This window comes from Bradyrhizobium sp. sGM-13 (genome assembly GCF_018398875.1).
Classification (GTDB): Bacteria; Pseudomonadota; Alphaproteobacteria; order Rhizobiales; family Xanthobacteraceae; genus Bradyrhizobium.
Window position 1 is genome coordinate 109877 of record NZ_JAGWDK010000018.1, and the last position, 20143, is coordinate 130019.

Consider the following 20143-nt stretch of genomic DNA (forward strand, 5'->3'; position numbering starts at 1 on the left):
TGGAGAAACGCATGACCCGATATGCCGGCAACGCTGCGGCCATTCGCGCCCTGGTCCGCGAACAGGAGGTTCACCGCGATGTCTATGTCAGCGAGGAAGTTTTCCAGCTTGAGATGGAGCACATGTTCCCGAATAGCTGGGTGTATGTCGGCCATGACAGCCAGGTCCCCAATCCCGGCGATTATTTCGGCACTACGATCGGCACGCAGCCGATCCTGCTGGTCCGCCACACTGACGGGACGGTAAAGGTGCTGCACAACCGCTGCCCGCATAAGGGCACGCGCATCACGTCCGAGACCTGCGGTAATGCCGGAAAGTTCTTCCGCTGCCCCTACCATGCCTGGAGCTTCAGGACCGACGGCTCGCTGCTCGCGATTCCCCTGAAGAAGGGCTACGAGAACACCGGCTTCGAACAGAGCCATGCGGCGAGCGGCATGGCGCCGGTCCGCCATATCAGAAATTACCGCGGCTTCGTGTTCGCCAAGATCAATGACGGCGGGCTCGACTTCGAGGAATTCTTCGGTGAAAGCCTATCGAGCTTCGACAACATGATCGACCGCTCGCCGGTCGGCCAGCTCAAGGTCGCTGGCGGCGTGCTGCGGTACATGCACAATTGCAATTGGAAGATGCTGGTGGAAAACCAGACCGACACCTGCCATCCGATGGTCGCGCATGAGTCCTCCGCCGGGACCGTGGTCGAAGTCTGGAAGAAGGCGCCGCCCGGCACCAAGAAGCCGATGGCGGTCGAGATCATCGCTCCCTTCATGAGCCCCTACGAGTTCTTTGAGAATATGGGCATCCGAATCTGGGACAACGGCCACGGCCACACCGGCGTGCACCACTCGATCCATTCCGACTATTCGGCGGTGCCCGGCTACTTCGACAAGATGAAAGCGGCCTATGGCGAAGAACGCGCCAAGGCGATCCTCGGCGAGAACCGGCACAACACGGTCTATTTCCCCAACATCATGATCAAGGGGCCGATCCAGCTATTGCGGCACTTCAAGCCGATCGCGGCTAACAAGACGCTGGTCGAATCCTGGACGTTCCAGCTCGTCGATGCGCCCGACATGCTGCTCGAGCGCACGCTGATGTACAACCGGCTGATCAATGCGCCGACCTCGATCGTCGGCCATGACGACCTCGAAATGTATGAACGCGCGCAGGAGGGCCTGCACTCGAACGGCAATGAGTGGGTGAACCTCCAGCGCCTCTACAGCCCCGACGAAGCCGGGCAGACCAACGTAGCGGTCAACGGCACCAGCGAGTGGCCGATGCGCCACCAGTTCCGGGCGTGGACCAAGTTCATGACGATGGGGATGTAACATGACATGGTCACTGAGGCTCAAGTGAAGAATGCGATTCCCACCGACCAGGAACTAATCGACTTCGTGGTTCGCGAGGCGCGGCTTATCGATCAGCAACGTTTCGACGAATGGCTCGATCTCTACGCCGACGACGCATTCTACTGGATGCCGCTGGAATGGAATCAAACCGATCCGCGGCTGACATGCTCGCTGATGTATGAGGACAAGCTGTTGCTCTCGATCCGGGTCGAACGGCTCAAGGGCGCGCGGACATTCAGCCAAAAGCCGAAAAGCCGCTGCCATCATGTGCTGCAGACGCCGCAAGTGGATTCGCGCGATCCTGCCGCCAACAACTATGTCACCTGGACCCCGATGCATTACATCGAGACCCGCATGGACGAGCAGACACTCTATGCGGCCTGGGCCACACATCATCTCAGCGTCGAGAACGGCACGCTGAAGATCAAGCTCAAGCGTGTTGACCTGATCAATTGCGATGCTGCCTTCGGCAACATCCAGCTCTTCATGTGAGGGAGGATGAACGTGGTCCACCACACGGCGATCGTGAGCGGCGGCAATACCGGCATTGGCGCTGCGATCGCGCGCGGCCTGCTCGCCGATGGCTATGACGTGATCTCGCTGTCGCGGCGCAAGCCGGACTGGAGCCATCCAAAACTCTCCTCGCGCGAGGTCGACCTGCTCGATGCGACGGCAACGCGCCAGGTGGCGGCCGAAATCGCCGCGAGTTTTGCGATCACCCATGTCGTGCACAATGCCGGCGCTATTCGGTCTAAGCCTCTGGAAGAGGTTGACGACGCGGACGTCGGCGCCTTGGCACAACTCCATTTCGGCGCCGGGATTGCGCTGGCGCAAGCAGCGTTGCCCAACATGAAGAAAGCCCGCTTCGGCCGCATCGTGCTGCTATCCTCCCGCGCCGCGCTCGGCGCCGCCACACGCACGGTCTATTCGGCCACCAAGGCCGGCATCATCGGCATGGCACGAACCTGGGCACTCGAGCTTGCCCCGTTCGGGATCACCGTCAATGTCGTCGCGCCGGGCCCGATCGGCGATACTGAGATGTTCGAGAGCGTGATGTCACCGGAATCCGAACGCGCGAAAAAGCTCGCGCAATCGATTCCGCTCGGCCGTCTCGGCAGATCCACCGACGTCGCCCGCGCGGTCAGTTTCTTCAGTTCACCGGATGCCGACTTCATCACCGGGCAGACACTTTACGTCTGCGGCGGAGCCAGCATCGGGTCGATTTCCATCTAGCTTGGGGTGAGACGCCAGCCATGGACGCCACGGTCAAACGAAAGGCTCGATCCGCCAAGGGCGCGCGCATGCAACCGCTGCACCCGGGCGAGCCGGCGCACGAATCCGACGGCGCGCATCTCGAATTGCGGATCTGGCTGCGGCTGCTTTCCTGTTCCACAAGGATCGAGAAGGCGCTGAACGCACGGCTGCGCAAGGAGTTCAACACTACGCTGGCCCGCTTCGATCTTTTGGCACAGCTCGCGCGCAAGCCGGCAGGCGCGACCATGTCCGAAGTCTCCGAGCTCTTGATGGTCTCGAACGGCGCCATCACCGCGCTCGTGCAGAAACTGGAAGCCGACGGCTTTATCCATCGAGAAGTCGATTCCGAAGACCGCCGCACTTTCCGCCTGCGCCTGTCACAGGAAGGCGCTAAGGAATTCGGCCGGATGGCGCGCCGGCACGAGGAATGGGTGATCGCCCTGATCGGCGAGTTGTCGCCGGTCGCGCAATCGGACCTGCTGCAGCATCTGACTCTGCTCAAGCGCCGCCTCGACAAGCACACTTGACGCGGATGTCGCGCGGCGATCCGCCAAGTGATCTGACAATGTCCCTTGCTCGACCATTGTACGACGCTCCCGCCGATCTCAGGAGCCCAGTATCGCCTTCACTTCGAGATATTCTTCAAATCCGAAGATTCCGAATTCACGCCCATTGCCGGATTGCTTGTAGCCGCCAAACGGCAGGCTGCGGTCGAAAGGAGCACCGTTGAGGTAGACGCGCCCCGCGCGGATGCGGTTGGCGACGGTGCGAGCGCGATCGGCATTCCTGGACTGCACGAAGCCCGCCAAGCCGAACGGCGTATCATTGGCGGTTTCGATCGCCTCCTCCTCGCTATCATAACTCATGATCGACAGCACCGGGCCGAAGATCTCCTCGCGTGCAATCTTCATCTGCGGCGTCACGTCGCCGAAGACGGTCGGGCGAACATAGTATCCGCGGTTGATTTCGGCAGGCCGACCCGTTCCGCCCGCCACCAGCGTCGCCCCCTCATCAACGCCGGACTGAATAAGATCCTGAACTTTCTGAAACTGCGCCTGGCTCACCAGTGGCCCCATCGTCGATGCCGGATCGAGCGGGTCTCCCAGGCGAATACTGTCGACCGCCTCACGCGCCGCCTCGAATGCCGCGTCCCGCTGCGCACGCGGAATCAGCATGCGCGTGGGAGACTGGCAGTTCTGGCCGGCATTGGTGTAACAGGCGTGAACGCCCTGGATCACAGCCGCTTTCAGATCAGCATCGGCGAGGATGATGTTGGCGGACTTGCCGCCCAGCTCCTGCGCGACGCGCTTGACCGTATCCGCCGCAAGCTTGGCCACCCTTACGCCAGCCGCCGTCGATCCGGTGAACGACACCATGTCGACTTCGGGATGGGCGGCGATGGCCTCGCCCACCGTGGGACCGTCGCCGTTGACGAGATTGAAGACGCCCGCCGGCACGCCAGCGGCGTCGACGATCTCCGCGAACAGCATCGCACTGAGCGGCGCGATCTCGCTGGGTTTCAGGACAACCGTGCAGCCGGTTGCGAGCGCGGGTGCGACTTTGGACGCGACCTGGTTCAGCGGCCAATTCCACGGCGTGATCAGTCCACAGACGCCAATTGGTTCGCGGCGGATGATCCCGTTCCCCATCCGCTCCTCGAACTTGTATTGCGCCAGCACGCGCCCGGCTTCCTCGAAATGAAACAGCGCGACGGTCGCCTGACGCTCGGTCGCAAACGTGATCGGCGCGCCCATTTCGAGGGTCATCATCCGCGCCAGTTCCGGCAGGCGCGCTCTAAAACCCTCGATGATCTTCTGAAGCCAGGACAGACGCTCTTCGACGCTGGTTTCGGAATAGGTGGAAAAAGCGCGACGGGCTGCCTTGGCGGCCCGATCCACATCCGGAGGGGAGCCCAGGCTGATCTGCGCGAAGATCTCCTCGGTTGCAGGATTGACGATTCCAAGCGTTGACGGCGCGGTCGGATCTATCCAGGCGCCGTCGATATAGAATTTCAGTTTTTCCATTGTTCTCTTTTTATGATGTGCGCACAGCGGCGGCGTTGCTCCGTCAGAGGTGCCTGCCCTCATCCACCGGCACCACAATTCCCGTCGAACTGGTGAGGTTGGCGATGCAGGCAACTACCGCCCTTGCGACATCGTCAGGTGTGGTGAGGTGAGCCAACGGCAGTTTCTCGGCGAACTTCTGCAACTGTTCACGGGTCCGGCCGGCGACAAAATCCGTATCCACGCCGGCTGGCGAGACGGAGAAGACGCGGATCCGCGGCGCAAGCACTTTCGCGAGCGCGATCGTCAGCGCGTCGACACCCGCCTTTGCAGCCAGATAGGCCAGGCTGCTGCCCAGGCCCGTGCGAGCCGCGATGGACGAAATGTTCACGATCGCTGACCCGCTGCCGCGCTCCAGCAAGGGACGAAAGGCGCGAACCATGGCGAATGGCCCCCGCAGATTGAGCGTAACGGTCCGGTCGAAGATATCGTCCGTCAACGCTTCCAGATCGGCGGCGGGCACGGGCGTCGTGGCGCCTCCACAATTAACCAGCGCATCGAGCCGCCCGTACTGCTTGTCCACGGCCGCCGCGGCCTCGGAGATGGAAGTCGGATCGTCGATCGCGATCCGCATGGCGGCGTGCCGGCTGCCTTGCAGCCCATCGATCACCTCGTCGGCCAGTGAACGGCGGCTGTTGTAGCCGAGCACGACAGTAGAACCCATGGCGGCAAGGCGCGCCGCCGTTGCCTTGCCGATACCGCTGTTGCCGCCGGTGACGAGGACAACGTTCGGGATCGACAGCGCGGGAATTTCAATAGCGGTCATCTATGGCGATCTCGCTTTACTGCATCGCGATCTTTGCCGCCTCGATCACGGGCCGCCATTTGTCGCGTTCAGCATCGATAAACGCCCTGAGGTCTTGCGGTGCGCCTCCGACGCCCTGCAGCGAATTTTGTTCGAGGATGGTCTTGCCCTTGTCGCTCTTCAGGAAGGCATTCACTGCCGTATTGACCTTCATCACGATCTCAGGCGGTGTACCGGTTGGAGCCACGATCGCGTACCATGCGGTCGCCTCAAATCCCTTGAATCCCGCTTCCTGCACAGTCGGGACATCGGGCAGTTGCGCCACGCGCTGCCTCGTCGTCACTGCAAGCGCGCGGATCTTGCGCTCGGCCACCAGCGGCAGATAGGTCGGCATGAAATCCATGGCGACATTGACTTGTCCGCCCAGCAGGTCCGTGATCAGCGGCGCGGAGCCGCGATAAGGTACATGTGTCATCTCGACGCCGGCAAACTGCTGGATCAGCGCCGAGGTAATGTGTCCGAGCGTGCCGTTGCCGGGATGGCCGACATTGACCTTGCCCGGATTCTGTTTGGCATAGGCGATCAGGTCGGGAAGCGTCTTCGCAGGAAAGTCTGGCGTCGCCGTGATGATCATTGGAGATTTGGCGACGAGCACAACCGGCGTGAAATCTCGCTCGGAGTCGTAAGCCAGGCCCTTGTACATGAACTTGTTGAGCGCGATCGGCGCTGGCGTCCCGAACAGCCAAGTATAGCCATCTGCAGCCGCTTTGGCGACAGCCGCCCCGCCGAGATTGCCGCCCGCTCCCGCACGGTTTTCGACGATGAACTGCTTGCCGAACTCTTCGCTCAGCGTATGGGCAACGGCGCGCGCCAACGTGTCAACAGCGGCGCCAGCCGGGAACGGTACGATCATGGTGACCGGCCGGCTCGGCCACTCCTGCGCGGCAGCGGGCCGACATGGCGCAATGGCAAGTGCAAGGCCTATGAGGCCGAAAGAGAACAGGCGCATGTTTCCTCCCGAGCTGTGCGCAGGTCCTGCATGGGCACCAGCGCTTATTCTTCGGCAAACTTGTCGAGGCCCTTGCGGCCCAGCCATTTGGACAGTTCGTCCGCAACGGCTTCATTGTTGAGATCGGCAAAGGCAATGTGCGTGTTGCCGCGCAGACCCGCATCGGGAAGCAGCAGGACCTCGCAATCTCCGCCGTGACGATTGACGGTATCGCAGAAGGTCCGTGCCACCTTGACCGAGGCGGCCCAGATCGGACGCGTCTCGGTGTAGTCGCCGAATACCACCTGGATCGGAAACTTGGTCAGCTTCTTGAACTCGACGAGCGGCACGGAATTGGGACCGTACGGCGCATCCGGCTTCGGCTCGGGCCCCTCGCCCACCGGGAAGACGAAGCCGGGCGTTTCGTAGGCGACGATGCCCTTCATGTTGTCGCTCTTTGCCTTGAGTGCCGACAACAGCGCGCGCCAGCCGCCCGCGGAATTGGTGACGGCAATCACGGGACCGATCTTGTCGATGGCCTGGCCGCCGGCCTCCGCCTGCAACAGTGCGTTCTCGAGCGAATCGAACTCGTCGTAACGGGCGCGCGTTGCCTGATTCCAGGCTTCCTTGTCGGCCGTCGGAAACTGCAGGCCCGGATGCCAATTGAGATAGGTCAGGCCGAAACGCCAGGCGGCAAAATTGCGCTGATCGAAATAATCCGGCGTATAGGTGATCGGCTCGCAACTCCAGTTCGCGCGGCCGACGCGCGGGCCGTCCCACAGGTAAACAGGATAGCCCTTGCGCAGGAAAATGCTCTTGTAACCTTCGCCGCCGTCCCAGCGGTTCTCCCACACCTTGGTGCTGGAGCTGTGCCACATGATCAGGCCGACGCTGCGCCTTTTCGCGGGGATGAAGTATTCGACGTAACCATGGTCGCAGGAGAGCGTCTGGCTGGGATCGCCGGGCTTGGCAACGACCTTGCCGCCCACTTCATACGCACCCGTCGATTCCAGGATGATCGGCGGCTTCGACGGCTGGCGCTGCTCTTCCGCGACTACAGTGTGGCTTGCTCCCATGAACAGCAATGCCGCCACGAATGGCATGGCTCGCGCTACGATGCGGTTCACCAGCGCGTCACCATCGCGATCTACCCGTTTCATGCTGACTTCCTCCCCTTAAGCGCACGCCGCTTCTCGCGGTCTTTGCGCTTGTCCCGCTAAGCGGCGTCTTGCGCGGTCGACTGCATCACCGGAAGGTTCAGAAACCGTGCCGCGTTGCCGCTGATGAGTTTCCTGATCGCAGGCCGCGGCATCTGCAGATCGAGCAGGATCTGGGTAATGCTGCGGAAGCCGTCGACCGGACGTTGCGAACCCTGCAGCCCGAGATCGGACGACAGAATCGTGTTGTCGACGCCGGCCACTTCGATCAGGTGCGCGAGATCATCCGCGCTGTACTTTAAGGATTTGCCTTCGATGAACATGCAGATCGAATGCTCCATCTTGACGCCGCGCGCGACGAGCTGGCGGATATCGGTGTCATTGCAGCCGACGATATAGGTCGGATGGTTGACCATCATCTTCTTGACGCCGCGTCGCGCCGCCTCATCGAACAGGACGTGCAATTCGCTGGCCGGCAGGTGACCACCGGCCAGGATAATGTCCGCCTCGGCAATGAGATCGATGACCTTCCTGGTGTCGTCCGTGAGTTTTCCATTGGCGTCGAGCGCGGAAAGCGGGATCGGTTCGAGCATTTTTTGCGAGGTCTTCGGAAACGTCGAGTTTCCAGCCGCCATCGCCTTGATATGGTTTGCCGCCGACAGCGTCGGCATCCAGACGATCTTGCCGCCGAGCTTGATCGTATGGTCGACTGCATGCGGATTGATACCGCCCGAGGCATTGTTCAGAACGATGCCGGAGAACAGCTTCACATTGGTTTCGGGAAACAGCTTCTCCAGCAGGATGGCGTGCGCCATGCCGGCATAAAAATGATCCTTGTAGAGAACGGCACGGAACTTTGCTTCCGCCGCATCGAGCAGCTCCTCGTGATGATCGAGGATGCGCGGCATGGCCGCCGGGCCGCTATGGCAGTGCAGGTCGATCGCGCCGACCAGAAGTTCGGCGACTTCCGCCGCCCGCGACAGCGGCGGCAGCGGCACGGTGTTCGGGTAGGACACTTGCTTATCGGCCATGGTCAGGCCCTTTTCAGATGGAGATGTGTCAGGCCGCGGATTGTCCGGCGACGGTTTGCGCGGGCATCGGATAATCGTCCTCGTTCAACACCCAGCCCGGCTTGGCCGAGAAATCCAGGCGCGGCGGGCAGAAGATGTCGACGAGAACGTTGAGCTTGGGATCGACGGCTTGCGATGTGTGAATGGCCGGCGGTGGAATCACGGCAATGGAAGGCGATCCGCAGCGTTCATGATCGTCGTCGCGCCACTGGGCCATGTCGGTCGTCCACGGCCAGCGCAGGTGGTGAACAAAGGTGCCGGCCAGCGCCAGCGAGCATTGCTCGAAATCGTCATGGTGGTGCGGCGACATCTTGCTCGGGTCGCGCGGGCCGTTTCGCGGCTCGAGGAAATTCACCATGAAGGTCGAGCAGCGGAAGATCCGCCCGAACCGGCCCGGCGTCGCCGTGACGTCGAGACTGTAGGTCCGGATCTTCGCGCCGGCAGCAGCCTGCGGCCACGGCTCGAACGGCGGCAGATTGGGATGTGGCGTCGCGTAGGACGCGGCGTTCGAGCAGAGTTTTGCGAGATCTTCCGATCGCGTCGTCACCATGCGCACCACCTTGGCGGCACCCAGCAGCGTGACGGAGCTTGCACCCGCCGGCACGAAACTGATGGAGTGACCGGGGACGACCTCACGCTCATTGCCCCAGACGATCTCGGCGCCGGCGCCGGGATCCGGAAGCAGCACGACATATTCGTCGGGCTGGTTGGTCCGGCTCAGCACCGCGCCCTTGTCGGCCTCGCTATAGGCAATGATGAAGTTCTGGCCGCGGGCGTACCAGGTGCGCGCGCCGTTCTGGTTTTCGGCCGGCGGCGTTTCGTAGAACTTGGCATACTCGGCGCCTGCAAAGTGGGTAGCTGCCGGCTTTGTGCCGACAGGCGTGGCGGCGAGCGCAGCGCGCGGATCAGTGCTGTGATACATGTGAGCCATCCGTGGTTCGAACGAGTGTTCTGAAATCGGTGAGCGTTTGCGCCGCGGCCCGGCGCATCAGCCCCTGATCCGACGAGATGATGAAGGCGCTGGCCCCGAGCTCGGAGAAATCCTTGGCTTCCGCAGAAGTGGCGACCATCACGCAGACCGGCTTGGCGACTTTCTTTGCCGCTGCAATGATCCTGATCACCGCGTCCTTGACGGACGCATCGGCCGACGATTTGGCGCCGAGGGCGACCGTGAGATCGCCGCGGCCGATGAAGAACCCGTGGATTCCGTCGACCGCGGCGATGGCGTCGATGTGGTCCAGCGCTTCCGGGTCCTCGATCATCGCAATTGCGCAAACCGATTCATCCTGTTCATCGACGAGAGACCACATCGGCGTGCCGCCATAGGCGCCGGCGCGGGACGAACCGGAATAGCCGCGCCGTCCACCGCGATAGCGGGCGGCAGCCGCAATTGCGCGTGCCTTCTCGACTGTCGCGACATGCGGCACCAGCACACCGGCTGCGCCGCAATCCAGGCAGGACAGGATCTTGGCCAGGTCATCCGACGATACCCGCACGATGCCGGCGAGGTTGCTGGCGCGCGCGGCCAGCAGCATGACATCGGTCATCGCGCGATCGATCGGCGCGTGCTCCTCGTCGATGACGACGAAATCGTAGCCGAGCGCGCCGAATATCTCGGTCGCATGCGTGGTCGGCGTTTTGATGAACGAGCCAACGACTACCTGCCGCGCTACGAGCCGGCGGCGGAATGACGAAAAATGCGGCCTGACGACGTCTCCGGACACGGTTGCTCCTCCCTGCCATCTTCACAGGCTGCCTTCGGAAGACGGGCCGGTGTGGCACTTGACGAAAACCATTGCAGGGACGACGCCGGTCGGCCATAGCTATTCCGTCGCGTTCCACCTGGTGGAATTTCAGGATGCCGCTCAAGTCCGACACTGTCGAAGCCGCCTCGCGCACGCTCCTCTTGCTGGAGGAGCTCAACCGCCACCGCGTCACCTCGATCGATCGCCTGCACAGGGCGACGGGGCTGCCTAAATCGACTGTGGTGCGGTTGATGAAGTCGCTATGCGCGCTGGGCTATGCCGCCAACGACCGGCGGCAGGGCGGCTACGCGGTCGCCTCGCGGGTCAAGTCGCTGAGCAACGGCTTTCACGGCGATCCGCTGGTGGTGGAAGCTGCGCGCCCGTGGGCGCTCGCCTTCACCCGGCAATATCACTGGCCGATCGCCATCGCCGTCCTCGACCGGAGTTCAGTCGTGGTCCGCTTCAGCACCATTCCCGACAGCCCGGTCTCTCCCTTTCACGGTACGCTCAACATGCAACTCAGCCTGCTCGGGCGGGCGCTGGGGCGCGCCTATCTGGCGTTCTGTCCGGTCAGCGAGCGATCGATGCTGCTCGACATGCTGGCCCGCTCGCAGGAGACCGAAGACAAGCTCGCCACCGAACGAAAGCGGGCATTGGCTTTGCTGGCCACGATCCGCAAGCAAGGTTTTGCCGAACGCGACCCGATGGTCGAACCGCGCTCGTCGAACACGATCGCGCTTCCCGTCATCGTCAACGGCCGCGTTCTCGCCACTGTCGGCATGACCTATTTCACCTCAGCGCTCGACCGCGCAGACGTCGTCGGGCGCTACGTGCCGCTGGTGAAAGCGCTGGCGGACAATATTGCCGCAAGTGTCTCGTCGTTGCAGGAGTAGAGGCTAGGGAGATGAGCCGTCAGAGCGCTGCGGCGAGCACAATGATGAGCACCCTGTGTACTCGCGATGGAGCAGTGACATCCCTAACGCTTGACAGAGGGACTGCTACCTATTTAGTAGCGAGAATGCCTATGAGCCAAACACCAAAACCCGGGAGACCTGTCCGAGGCTCGCGGACAGGCGTCCCTGTCATGGCGCTCCTGGACCTGTTGGGGCGACGCTGGACACTGGGAGTCCTGTGGAATCTCAGCAATGGCGGACCCTGCACATTCCGCGAACTGCAAGAACGTTGCGAATCGATCTCGCCTACGGTTCTGAATTCGCGCCTGAAAGAACTGCGTGAAGCAGGCTTGGTCGAGCACTCGCACGAGGGTTATCGCGCTACACCGACCGGACATGAACTTTATGCCCTTCTTGTTCCTCTTGGTGTTTGGGCGAAGAGGTGGGCAGCGAAGTTACCGGCGTAAGTTACGATAGGGCGAAATGAAAGCGCTGCTCTATCCGACGAGATGCATGCGGCCCCGTCGGATCAAGCGGTCCGGTACTGCTCGATTGGGCTCAGATCCGGCTCGATTCCCAATCCCGGCTCCTCGCCCAGGGTTACGGTTCCGTTCGTCACGTTGATGAGCGGTCCGCAAAGTCGGTCGCGCAGCACATTGTCGTTTGAATCGACTTCCAGCAGACCATCGCCGCCGATCCCGGCAAGCAGATGCGCCGATGCGAGCAAGCCAATTCCGCCGCCGAGATAGTGCGGGCAGAAGGTCTTGCCCGACGCCAGGATGTCGCGCGCGATATCTGCGCACATGGTCAGGCCACCCCATTTGGCGATGTCGGGCTGCACGACGCGCAACACGTTGTCACTGAGCGCTCGCTCAAACCCCGCGCGGCTCGCGATGTTCTCTCCGGCCGCCAGCGGGATGCCGACGTTTTCACGCAACTCCTGCCATTCCCGCCACGGCCGATCGGCTCGGATCGGCTCTTCCAGCCAAGCTAGATCGAACTCGCGCAGATGCGGCGCAATCTCCAGCGCACGGGCCAACGACCAGCCCTGATTGGCATCCGCTGCGAGCATGCCGTCGCCCACCAGATCGCGTAGCGACGCCAGATTGGCGCGATCTGTCGCCAGTTCGAAGCCGATCTTCAGTTTCAGTGCGCGATGCCCACGCTTAATTGCCGATTCCGCCACTTGCCGCGAGCCGGTCGGATTAATTCCGCTGGCGTAGACCCTTATCGTCTTGCCATTGCCACCAAGCAACCGCCACAGTGGCAGCTTCCGCCGCCGCGCGAACAGATCCCAAATTGCAAGATCAATTCCGGCTATCGCCTGCGCGAACGGACCGGGCTCGCCGGATTGCAGCGCCAGCACGGCGGTGCCCTGTGTCAGGTCCTCGAAGATTTCCTGGGGAGCGCTGACTGTGCGCCCGCATGTCGCGGGCGCCAGCACCTCGTTCACGAGTCGCGCTCGATGTTCGGCTCCGACCGATGGAAAGTTTGACCAAATCTCGCCCCAGCCGGCATTGCCGTCAGTGTCTTCCACACGAACGAATACTGCCGGCCTGTCAAGCATCTTGCCGAAGGAGGTAACAACCGGCGTCGACAATGGGTAACGATAGCAGAAGGCCTGCACGCTACGGACGGTGAATGGTTGCGACGTCATGTCAGGACTCGAAAATCAATACGCTCTCGCGAAGTCACCTTCCTGCCTGATTTCGCTGAAGCCGGGAAAGCGCGCTGTCCAGGCCTTTGCTTTGGCCTTGGTCAGCGTGTTGAGCCGTTCGAGCACACCGACACCGTCCTTGCGAAGGCTGGCGGCGACTGCGGCGCGATCAGGGAAATGGCTGCGCACGGCATCCAGCCAAATCGTGCGGCCGGCCAAAAAGCCACCGGCGCCGGCGGCGTAAGCGAAGTCCAGCACGCGCTCGAATTTTTCCGGTGCCGCACCGCCTGACAGCAGCACCCAGGGGATGTTGCGTTGGCGACAGATGTCGCCGATTGCATCGAACTCCTTCTGCGCAGCTTTGGACGCAGCGCTTCCATCGCGCGGCGGTAGGCTGTTGGCCGCAAGCGGACTTTCGAGCTTCAGCAGATCGACGCCGTATTCGGGCTTCGCAAACTCCCGCACGCTATCGATGACAAGCCTCGGCAACTTGCCCGGCGATTCCACATAGTCGGCGGTGTGGTTGGCGCTCCCAAGGAAGGGGTATACCAGCAGCTCGAGCACATAAGGAATGTCGTGATGGGCGCAGTCCTCGCCGACCGACCGCACGAATCGCTTCTGATGTTCGTTGACGGCAGGATCGGCATCTGGCCGGTACCAGGCGAGTACCTTCACGGCATCGCCGCCGATCGCGCGGATCTTCTCCACGCTCCAATCGGTGATGGCCCGCGACTTGCGGCCACCTGGAGTTTCCTCGACGCGATGCTCCTCGAGCGTCATGATGAGGCCGCAGCGGGCCGGCAAGAGGTCGATGGCCGCGGGCACCGCAAAATTCGGATCAAACAGCATCGAGCTGCAGTGTGGCGCCAGCGCCTCCACCAGAAGCCGCTTGGCCGCAGTTACATCGGCATACTCGACCTTGTCCCTGGTGATGCCTTTCGCCTGGGCGATGGCATCAAACAGCGGCGGCCGCTGGTCGAGCGCGACCATGCGAAAGTGCCCTTCCGCATCGGCCAGACGCGCAAGCCCGCGGTTCTTTCCAATTGTTCTCATTGGTTCGTCCTCATGAATGCAAGACAACTTTCGATCGAGGGAATTCCGGCGCGTCCGCCTGAATGCTCACATTTCAACGCCGCCGCGGCGGCAGCGAACTCCATCGCGTCGCGCACGGCGAGACCCATACCGACCGCAAAGGCATAGGCGCCGTGAAAGACGTCGCCGGCACCTGTCGTGTCCACGACCCTGACGCGGAATGCGGCCTGCTTTTGCAAGGTCCCGTTTTCGTACCAACTCACCCCTTCATGTCCGCGGGTGACCGCGACGATGCGGCAATTGAAGCGCGCAATTTTGGCCAGCGCCGCGCCGTCGGCCGACCCCATGAAGGCTGCCAGCGCGGGTTCGGAGAATACCGCGTGATCGGTGAGCGGAAGCAGGCGCTCGAATGTGGTGGCTTCGGCGACATCGCCGTCGAGGATAGTCGGAATCCCCAGCGCACGCGCCTTGCCGAACAGCGCAACAGCTCCCTCCGGCCAGCGCGGATCAGCAAGCACGGCGGAAGCGCCTGCAACGGCATCGAGCGGTAGCCAATCGGCTCGCTTGGGATACGACCCTCGAAAATTCACGATCTGCCGTTCACCGGACTTGTCGACGATCACGCCAGAGACCGAGGAGCGGCCTTCGGGAAACAACTTGAAATTCGCAACATCGATGCCTTCGGCTGATAGCGCTGAGCGCATCTCATGCCCGGCGGCGTCATCGCCGCCACGGCCCCAGAAAGCAGCGGCCCCGCCGAGGCGCGCGATGGCGACCGCAGCGTTTGCGGCCATGCCACCGCCCAGTGTGGAATAGTCGAGACTCCTGATCTTTTCGCTTTCGCCTGAAAATCTTTGGTCGACGCGCCAGATCTGATCGAGTGCCGAGAGGCCGAGGCAGATCACACGCGCGCGCTTTGCTTTTGAGGCCATGTCGGCCAACCTTGTCCGCGTCGCGGGATTGGCGTGGTCGTTCACCGCAGCACCTGGCCATTGCTGCCGTCGAACAGATGCGCCCTGCCCGGCTGCGGACGCAGGTTAAGACGATCGCCGACCTTCGGCCGCAGCGCGGGATCGACCCGCGCGATCGCCGATGCGCCGGCCAGATCGAAATGAATCAGCGTGTCCGAGCCCAGCGGCTCGACCAGCCTCACCGTCACCGCCACGGCTCCGGCAGCATCCGCCGTCACCGAAAAATGCTCGGGACGGATTCCGAATACACCATGGCCGGCCTTGCGCAACAGATCACGGCTGTTCACGTCGAGCGGCGCGTCAGCGCCATCCTGCGAAAAGACGATCTGCTCTCCGCGTAATTCGACCGGAAAGAAATTCATCGCTGGCGAACCAATGAAACCCGCGACGAACTGATTGGACGGCCGCTCATAGACCGCTTCCGGCGTGTCATATTGCTGAACCGTGCCGCTCTGCATCACCACGATGCGGTCAGCCATGGTCATGGCTTCGATCTGGTCGTGCGTGACGAAGACCATCGTGGTCTTGAGCTGTTGCGACAGCGCCTTGATTTCGGCGCGCACCTGCCCGCGTAATTTAGCGTCGAGATTGGATAGCGGCTCGTCGAACAGAAAGGCCTTTGGATTGCGTACGATCGCGCGCCCCATCGCCACACGTTGCCGCTGGCCGCCAGACAATTCCTTCGGCTTGCGGCCGAGATAGGGTTCGATGTGCAGCAACGCCGCGGCGCGCTTGACCCGCGCATCGATCTCGGCCTTCGGCGTACCGCGCAGCTCGAGCGCAAAGGACATGTTCTCGTAGACCCGCATGTGCGGATAGAGCGCGTAATCCTGGAACACCATGGCGATATCGCGCTGGGCCGCGGGAACGCCGTTGACGCGATTGTCGCCGATATAGAGCTCGCCGGAGCTGATCGGTTCAAGACCGGCGATGATCCGCAGCAAGGTCGACTTGCCGCATCCGGACGGACCGACGAAAACGACAAACTCGTGGTCCGCAATCTCGAGATTGAGATCGGGAATGACGGTAAAGCTGCCGTAACGCTTGACGAGATTGCGGATCGAGATCGAGGCCATGACCGCTAGCCCAGCGCCAGTACGGGCTTGATCAATTCGCCCTGGGCGAATCGCGCAAAATTCTCCGGCAGTGCCGAGAGCCCGAATTCGCCGTCGACCAGGACTCGATATTCCTCCTTGTATTGGCGCAGCAAGGCCACGTTGGACTCGAAATCGCTGATCGGGAAGTAGAACGTGCGGATCATGTAGAAATCCTTGCGCCGGAACACCTTACCTTCCTCGATCGTCCAGGGCGCGGCGTTCTCACCGACCAGCACCAGTGCTCCGCGCGGCAACACGAGCTCGATGCCGAGGTTACGGGCCGCGTGCGCGCCCGAACATTCCATGATCAGCGCGAAGCGCCTCGACGTATCACCGACCGGGTGCGCCTTTGCGCCGAAGGAATGCGCGATCTCGAGGCGCGCCGCATTGGGATCGGCGACATGAATGTCGCGATAACCGAGACTGCGGAGCGCCAGCACCACGCCGAGCCCAACCGGCCCGGCGCCCATCACCAGAACCGGCCCCGCCTCTTGCGGCGGCACAATACGGCTGACGAAACGCACGGCATGACCTGACGTGCCGATCACGTCGAGCAGAAGCGGCGCCAGACTGTCTTCGATGTCGTCAGGTACCGGCAGCAGGCAATTTTCCGGGACCGGCACGTATTCGGCATAACCGCCCGGTCTGTTCCAGCCGATCAGGCTCGATATCTCCAGGCACATCTGCGTATCGCCGCGTTGGCAAGCCGCACAGCGGTCGCAATGCAGCGGGATATAGACGGCGCAACGTTTGCCGTGCATGGGATGGTCGGGCTGCTCGACCACGCCGAAGATCTCATGGCCCGCGGTAAAGTCGGCGCCCTTGTGCCAGAGCTTGAAATCGGAGCCGCACAGCGCGGTTCGCGAGACTCGCACCAGCACCTCGCCGATCGCCACCTCCGGCATTGCGATGCGCTCGATGGTGATGCGGTCGCCGCCGTGGAACACGGCAGCCTGCATGATCGAATTCGGTAGCGGAACGGCGTTCATGCAATCCCTAGCCTTTCACTGCGCCAAGCGTCAGTCCGGATACCAGCCAGCGCTGAACCAGGGCGGCCAGAATCAGCGGCGGTAGCGCGATCAGCGTTGCGGCGGCCATCAACGCGCCCCATTGCGTCGATCCCTCGCCGATGAAATTGAATGCGGCTGCAATCAGCGTCTTGCTGTCGCCGTTCGAGAGCACCAGAGCAAACAGGAAGTAGTTCCAGGAAAACACGAAGGCCAGTATGGATGCCACCGCGACGCCGGAGGCGACCAGCGGCAGCGCGATCCGCCAGAGGATGCGCGTGACGCTGCAACCATCGACCTGTGCTGCCTCAAAGACGCTGCGCGGGATGCCGTCGAACGACGGCAACAGCACCCATATGACGATCGGAAGCGTGATGACGGCATGGCTCAGGATGAGCGCGGTGTAGGAGCCGATCATGCCGACCTGGCGGAACATCACGTACCACGGCAGCAGGAACAGCGTTCCGGGCGCCATACGCGCCGCCAGCGTCAGTATCGCCGGCCATGAAATGCGCGTCCACGATACGGCAAACGCCGCGGGAATTCCGAACAACAGGCCAAGGGCGGTTGAACCGATTGTGACGATCAGGCTGTTGATCGCGTAGCTCAGGAAGGGCGTCGTTTCCGCAAGTTGCGCATAGTTCTCGAGCGTCGGCGCGAACATCAGGGTCGGCGGATAGGCCGTCACCTCGAATGACGGCTTCAGCGAGGACAGCACCATCCAGAGGGTCGGCGTCAGCACGATGATGCCGGCGACCACGAGCTGAAGCAGGTTGAGGCGGCGGATCCAGGCATCGGTGATCGGTGCGTCGGTCATGGCTTCACCTCACCAGGCCACTGCGCCACGCAGGCGGTTGAATGCCAGCACCGCGCCGAACACGATCGCGGTCAACGTCAACATCAGCGCGCTCGCATAGCCGATGTTGAAGAACTCGAAGCCAACCCGGAAGCCGTAGATGTTGAGCGTGTTCGACGCGTTGCCGGGGCCCCCTTGGGTCGTGATGTAGATGATGTCGAAGAAGCGCAGCAGATCGACGCTGCGCAGAATCGTTGCTGTGACGATCGTCGGCAACAGCAGCGGCAACGTGATGCGCTGGAACGTCTTGAACGCCGAGGCACCATCGATTTGCGCCGCCTCGTAAACGCTCGGCGGCAGCGACTGCAGACCGCCGAGCACGATCAGCGCGACATAGGGCGTCCATTGCCACGTGTCGATCAGCGCAACCGTCGGGATCACCCAGACCGGCGATGCCAGCCACTCCGACGGCGGCAACCCTAGGGATTGCAGGATGTAGTTGGCGGCGCCGAGCGACGGATCGAGGATGACCAGCCACATCATGCCGGCGACCACCGGCGGCATCATGAATGGCGAGATGAAGAGCGAGCGTACGATGCCCGGAAGGCGTTTGGCGTGAAAAAGAACCAGCGCCAGCCAGACACCGAACACGAGTTGCAGTACCAGCGAGAGGACATAGAGCGCAATTGTCACCCATAGTCCGTGCCAGAATTCGGTATCGGCGAGCAGCCTTGAATAGTTCGCTAGCCCAACAAACGACTGCTTGCCGGTGGAGGAAAAGCTGTGCAGCCCGAGCCAGACCGTATAGACGACCGGGAACGCAATCATCGCGACGGTGAAGATCACCGCCGGCGCCGAAAGTGCGGCCAGCTCTAACCTCTGCCGATCTTCAGTAAATTTAGCGGCAGCCTCGGACATGCCTGCATGTTTCCCGGATTAAATCTGGAACGGAAAGGCCTCGACCGCGGCAATGCCGTCGACGCCTCATGTGCTACTTCTGCGCGATCAGGGCATCGAGCGCCTTGTCGGCGTCGGCACAGGCCTGATCGACGGTCTTTTGCTTCAGAATCAAGTCCTGCACGGCCTGACCGATGAATTCGCGCGACTCTGGATTGGCGACGATGGGATAGCCGACCTCAGACGAGCCTTTCGCAGCCAGGACATCGAGGGCGGCCTGCCACTGCTTGCGAACCGGCTCTTCCTCAATCCACTTGCGATAGGCGGGATCGTTGGCAACTGCAGAGCGCGGCGGCGCAATCCCCTGCAGCGCCATGCGCTTTTGGATTTCCGGGCTCGTTGCCCATTGTACGAAATACCAGGCAGCCTCGAGCTGCTTGCTGTGGGCGGAGACGGCCATGCCCCAGCCGATCGCTGTCGGCACCTGGCCCGCATCACCGGCCGGGAACGGAACAAGCGCAGTGTCCTTCAGCCGCTCACCGCCGTCCATCACGGTGCGCAGCTCGTTCGAGGATTCGAATGACATCGCCGCGCGGCCGCTGCGATAGAGCGCCGAGATCTGCTGGAAGCTGTAGTTGACGACGCCGGGCGGTCCGTAATCCCTGAGCAGGCCGCTGTAGGTCTCGAGGGCTTCCTTGCCCTTGGCCGAGCAAAGGTTGGATTTGCCGTTGGCGATGTAGTTGCCGCCGATGTTGTGCAGCATGTTGCTGAAGGTATAGGCGATCGCAGGCTTCAGGCCGCGCGAGACGAATGGCGTGATATTGGCGTCGCACGCCTTCAGCTTCTTCGCCGCCGGCTCGATGTCCTTGATGGTCGCGGGCGGTTCGACGCCGCACTTCTTCAGAATGTCAGTCCGATAATAGAGGATCGGCCCTTCGATATTCATCGGCATGCTGGTGAGCTTGCCGTCGAAGGTCCCCGCCTTCAATAGAGCCTGGCTGAGGCCTGCATAGTCGTAGTCGCCGGCAACCGCGCCCTTGGTCATGGGCGTCAGATCGGCATACCAGCCGGCAGCAGCGAATTGTGGGCCCTCGCGCGACGGCAAGGACATGAACACGTCGACCTCGTCGCTGCGTGCGTTCATCACGGTCACCAGGCGCTGGCGCATCTGCTGCTCCTGGTAGGCGTCGACCTTCAGCGTGATGCCAGTGAGCTTCTCGAAGTCGGCCTTGTGCGTCAGCAGCGCCTGCGCCACCGGATTGTTGTTGGCAAGGAAGGTAACGGTCTTGCCCTGGAATTTCTTCCAGTCGAAATCAGCGGCGCACGCCACCGAGGCACCATTACCGGCCGCGACAAGAGCAAGCGCAAGGCGCGCCGCAAAGGCTTTGGCTTTCATCGATCTCCTCCCTGATGGGGCCTGACGCC

21 protein-coding genes are annotated in these 20143 nt (G+C 62.3%); 6 read left to right on the forward strand and 15 right to left on the reverse strand.

Going from position 1 to position 20143, the window contains the following annotated elements; all coding sequences use genetic code 11:
- Positions 1-11 precede the first annotated feature (11 nt).
- Genes KJQ96_RS25345 through KJQ96_RS25360 form a run of 4 tightly spaced genes read left to right on the forward strand, consistent with a single transcriptional unit; the run spans position 12 to position 3127 of the window.
- Positions 12-1325, forward strand: a complete 1314-nt coding sequence (locus tag KJQ96_RS25345) for an aromatic ring-hydroxylating dioxygenase subunit alpha (RefSeq protein WP_213289131.1) — start codon at positions 12-14, stop codon at positions 1323-1325.
- Between the two features lie 6 nt (positions 1326-1331).
- Positions 1332-1838, forward strand: a complete 507-nt coding sequence (locus KJQ96_RS25350; protein WP_213289132.1) for an aromatic-ring-hydroxylating dioxygenase subunit beta — start codon at positions 1332-1334, stop codon at positions 1836-1838.
- Between the two features lie 6 nt (positions 1839-1844).
- Entirely contained in the window at positions 1845-2579 is a 735-nt protein-coding gene (locus tag KJQ96_RS25355) for an SDR family NAD(P)-dependent oxidoreductase (RefSeq protein ID WP_213289133.1), read from the forward strand.
- 20 nt (positions 2580-2599) lie between these two features.
- Entirely contained in the window at positions 2600-3127 is a 528-nt protein-coding gene (locus tag KJQ96_RS25360) for a MarR family winged helix-turn-helix transcriptional regulator (RefSeq protein ID WP_213289134.1), read from the forward strand.
- A 78-nt stretch (positions 3128-3205) separates the two neighbouring features.
- Here the strand turns inward: KJQ96_RS25360 and KJQ96_RS25365 are convergent, their stop codons facing one another.
- From KJQ96_RS25365 to KJQ96_RS25395, 7 genes are read right to left on the reverse strand one after another with little or no spacing between them, the layout of a single operon-like run.
- Positions 3206-4624 carry an aldehyde dehydrogenase family protein gene (locus KJQ96_RS25365; protein ID WP_213289135.1) on the reverse strand — a complete coding sequence of 473 codons (1419 nt, stop codon included), beginning with the start codon at positions 4622-4624 and terminating at the stop codon, positions 3206-3208.
- Between the two features lie 43 nt (positions 4625-4667).
- The gene (locus tag KJQ96_RS25370; RefSeq protein WP_213289136.1) at positions 4668-5429 is read right to left on the reverse strand and encodes an SDR family NAD(P)-dependent oxidoreductase; all 762 of its coding nucleotides are present in this window, start codon (positions 5427-5429) and stop codon (positions 4668-4670) included.
- 16 nt (positions 5430-5445) lie between these two features.
- Complete coding sequence (locus KJQ96_RS25375) at positions 5446-6417, reverse strand: tripartite tricarboxylate transporter substrate binding protein (RefSeq protein ID WP_213289137.1); 972 nt, start codon at positions 6415-6417, stop codon at positions 5446-5448.
- 44 nt (positions 6418-6461) lie between these two features.
- Complete coding sequence (locus KJQ96_RS25380; RefSeq protein ID WP_213289138.1) at positions 6462-7556, reverse strand: alpha/beta fold hydrolase; 1095 nt, start codon at positions 7554-7556, stop codon at positions 6462-6464.
- A 56-nt stretch (positions 7557-7612) separates the two neighbouring features.
- Entirely contained in the window at positions 7613-8584 is a 972-nt protein-coding gene (locus KJQ96_RS25385) for a DUF6282 family protein (protein WP_213289139.1), read from the reverse strand.
- Positions 8585-8612: 28 nt separating this feature from the next.
- Positions 8613-9545: a hypothetical protein gene (locus KJQ96_RS25390; RefSeq protein ID WP_213289140.1), complete on the reverse strand. Its 933-nt coding sequence runs from the start codon at positions 9543-9545 to the stop codon at positions 8613-8615.
- Complete coding sequence (locus tag KJQ96_RS25395; protein ID WP_213289141.1) at positions 9529-10347, reverse strand: aldolase/citrate lyase family protein; 819 nt, start codon at positions 10345-10347, stop codon at positions 9529-9531. Before KJQ96_RS25395 ends, KJQ96_RS25390 begins: the two co-directional genes overlap by 17 nt.
- A gap of 134 nt (positions 10348-10481) precedes the next feature.
- Between KJQ96_RS25395 and KJQ96_RS25400 the strand changes: the two genes are divergently transcribed.
- Complete coding sequence (locus KJQ96_RS25400; RefSeq protein WP_213289142.1) at positions 10482-11261, forward strand: DNA-binding transcriptional regulator; 780 nt, start codon at positions 10482-10484, stop codon at positions 11259-11261.
- Positions 11262-11452: 191 nt separating this feature from the next.
- Positions 11453-11728 carry a helix-turn-helix domain-containing protein gene (locus KJQ96_RS25405; protein WP_309142469.1) on the forward strand — a complete coding sequence of 92 codons (276 nt, stop codon included), beginning with the start codon at positions 11453-11455 and terminating at the stop codon, positions 11726-11728.
- A gap of 62 nt (positions 11729-11790) precedes the next feature.
- On the opposite strand, the gene KJQ96_RS25410 is transcribed toward KJQ96_RS25405, so the two are convergent.
- The 8 genes from KJQ96_RS25410 to KJQ96_RS25445 all read right to left on the reverse strand — a co-directional run bounded on the left by KJQ96_RS25410 (position 11791) and on the right by KJQ96_RS25445 (position 20114).
- Positions 11791-12918 (reverse strand): mandelate racemase/muconate lactonizing enzyme family protein, encoded by a 1128-nt coding sequence (locus tag KJQ96_RS25410; RefSeq protein ID WP_213289144.1) that lies wholly within the window; start codon positions 12916-12918, stop codon positions 11791-11793.
- Positions 12919-12933: 15 nt separating this feature from the next.
- Complete coding sequence (locus KJQ96_RS25415; protein ID WP_213289145.1) at positions 12934-13971, reverse strand: tagatose 1,6-diphosphate aldolase; 1038 nt, start codon at positions 13969-13971, stop codon at positions 12934-12936.
- Positions 13968-14882, reverse strand: coding sequence for a sugar kinase (locus tag KJQ96_RS25420; protein ID WP_213289146.1), 915 nt, complete (start codon positions 14880-14882; stop codon positions 13968-13970). Before KJQ96_RS25420 ends, KJQ96_RS25415 begins: the two co-directional genes overlap by 4 nt.
- A gap of 41 nt (positions 14883-14923) precedes the next feature.
- Positions 14924-15997, reverse strand: a complete 1074-nt coding sequence (locus KJQ96_RS25425; RefSeq protein ID WP_213289147.1) for an ABC transporter ATP-binding protein — start codon at positions 15995-15997, stop codon at positions 14924-14926.
- 5 nt (positions 15998-16002) lie between these two features.
- Complete coding sequence (locus KJQ96_RS25430; protein ID WP_213289148.1) at positions 16003-17007, reverse strand: alcohol dehydrogenase catalytic domain-containing protein; 1005 nt, start codon at positions 17005-17007, stop codon at positions 16003-16005.
- 7 nt (positions 17008-17014) lie between these two features.
- Positions 17015-17842 (reverse strand): carbohydrate ABC transporter permease, encoded by an 828-nt coding sequence (locus tag KJQ96_RS25435; protein WP_213289149.1) that lies wholly within the window; start codon positions 17840-17842, stop codon positions 17015-17017.
- A gap of 9 nt (positions 17843-17851) precedes the next feature.
- Positions 17852-18739, reverse strand: coding sequence for a carbohydrate ABC transporter permease (locus KJQ96_RS25440; protein WP_213289150.1), 888 nt, complete (start codon positions 18737-18739; stop codon positions 17852-17854).
- 73 nt (positions 18740-18812) lie between these two features.
- Complete coding sequence (locus KJQ96_RS25445) at positions 18813-20114, reverse strand: sugar ABC transporter substrate-binding protein (RefSeq protein ID WP_213289151.1); 1302 nt, start codon at positions 20112-20114, stop codon at positions 18813-18815.
- Positions 20115-20143 lie beyond the last annotated feature (29 nt).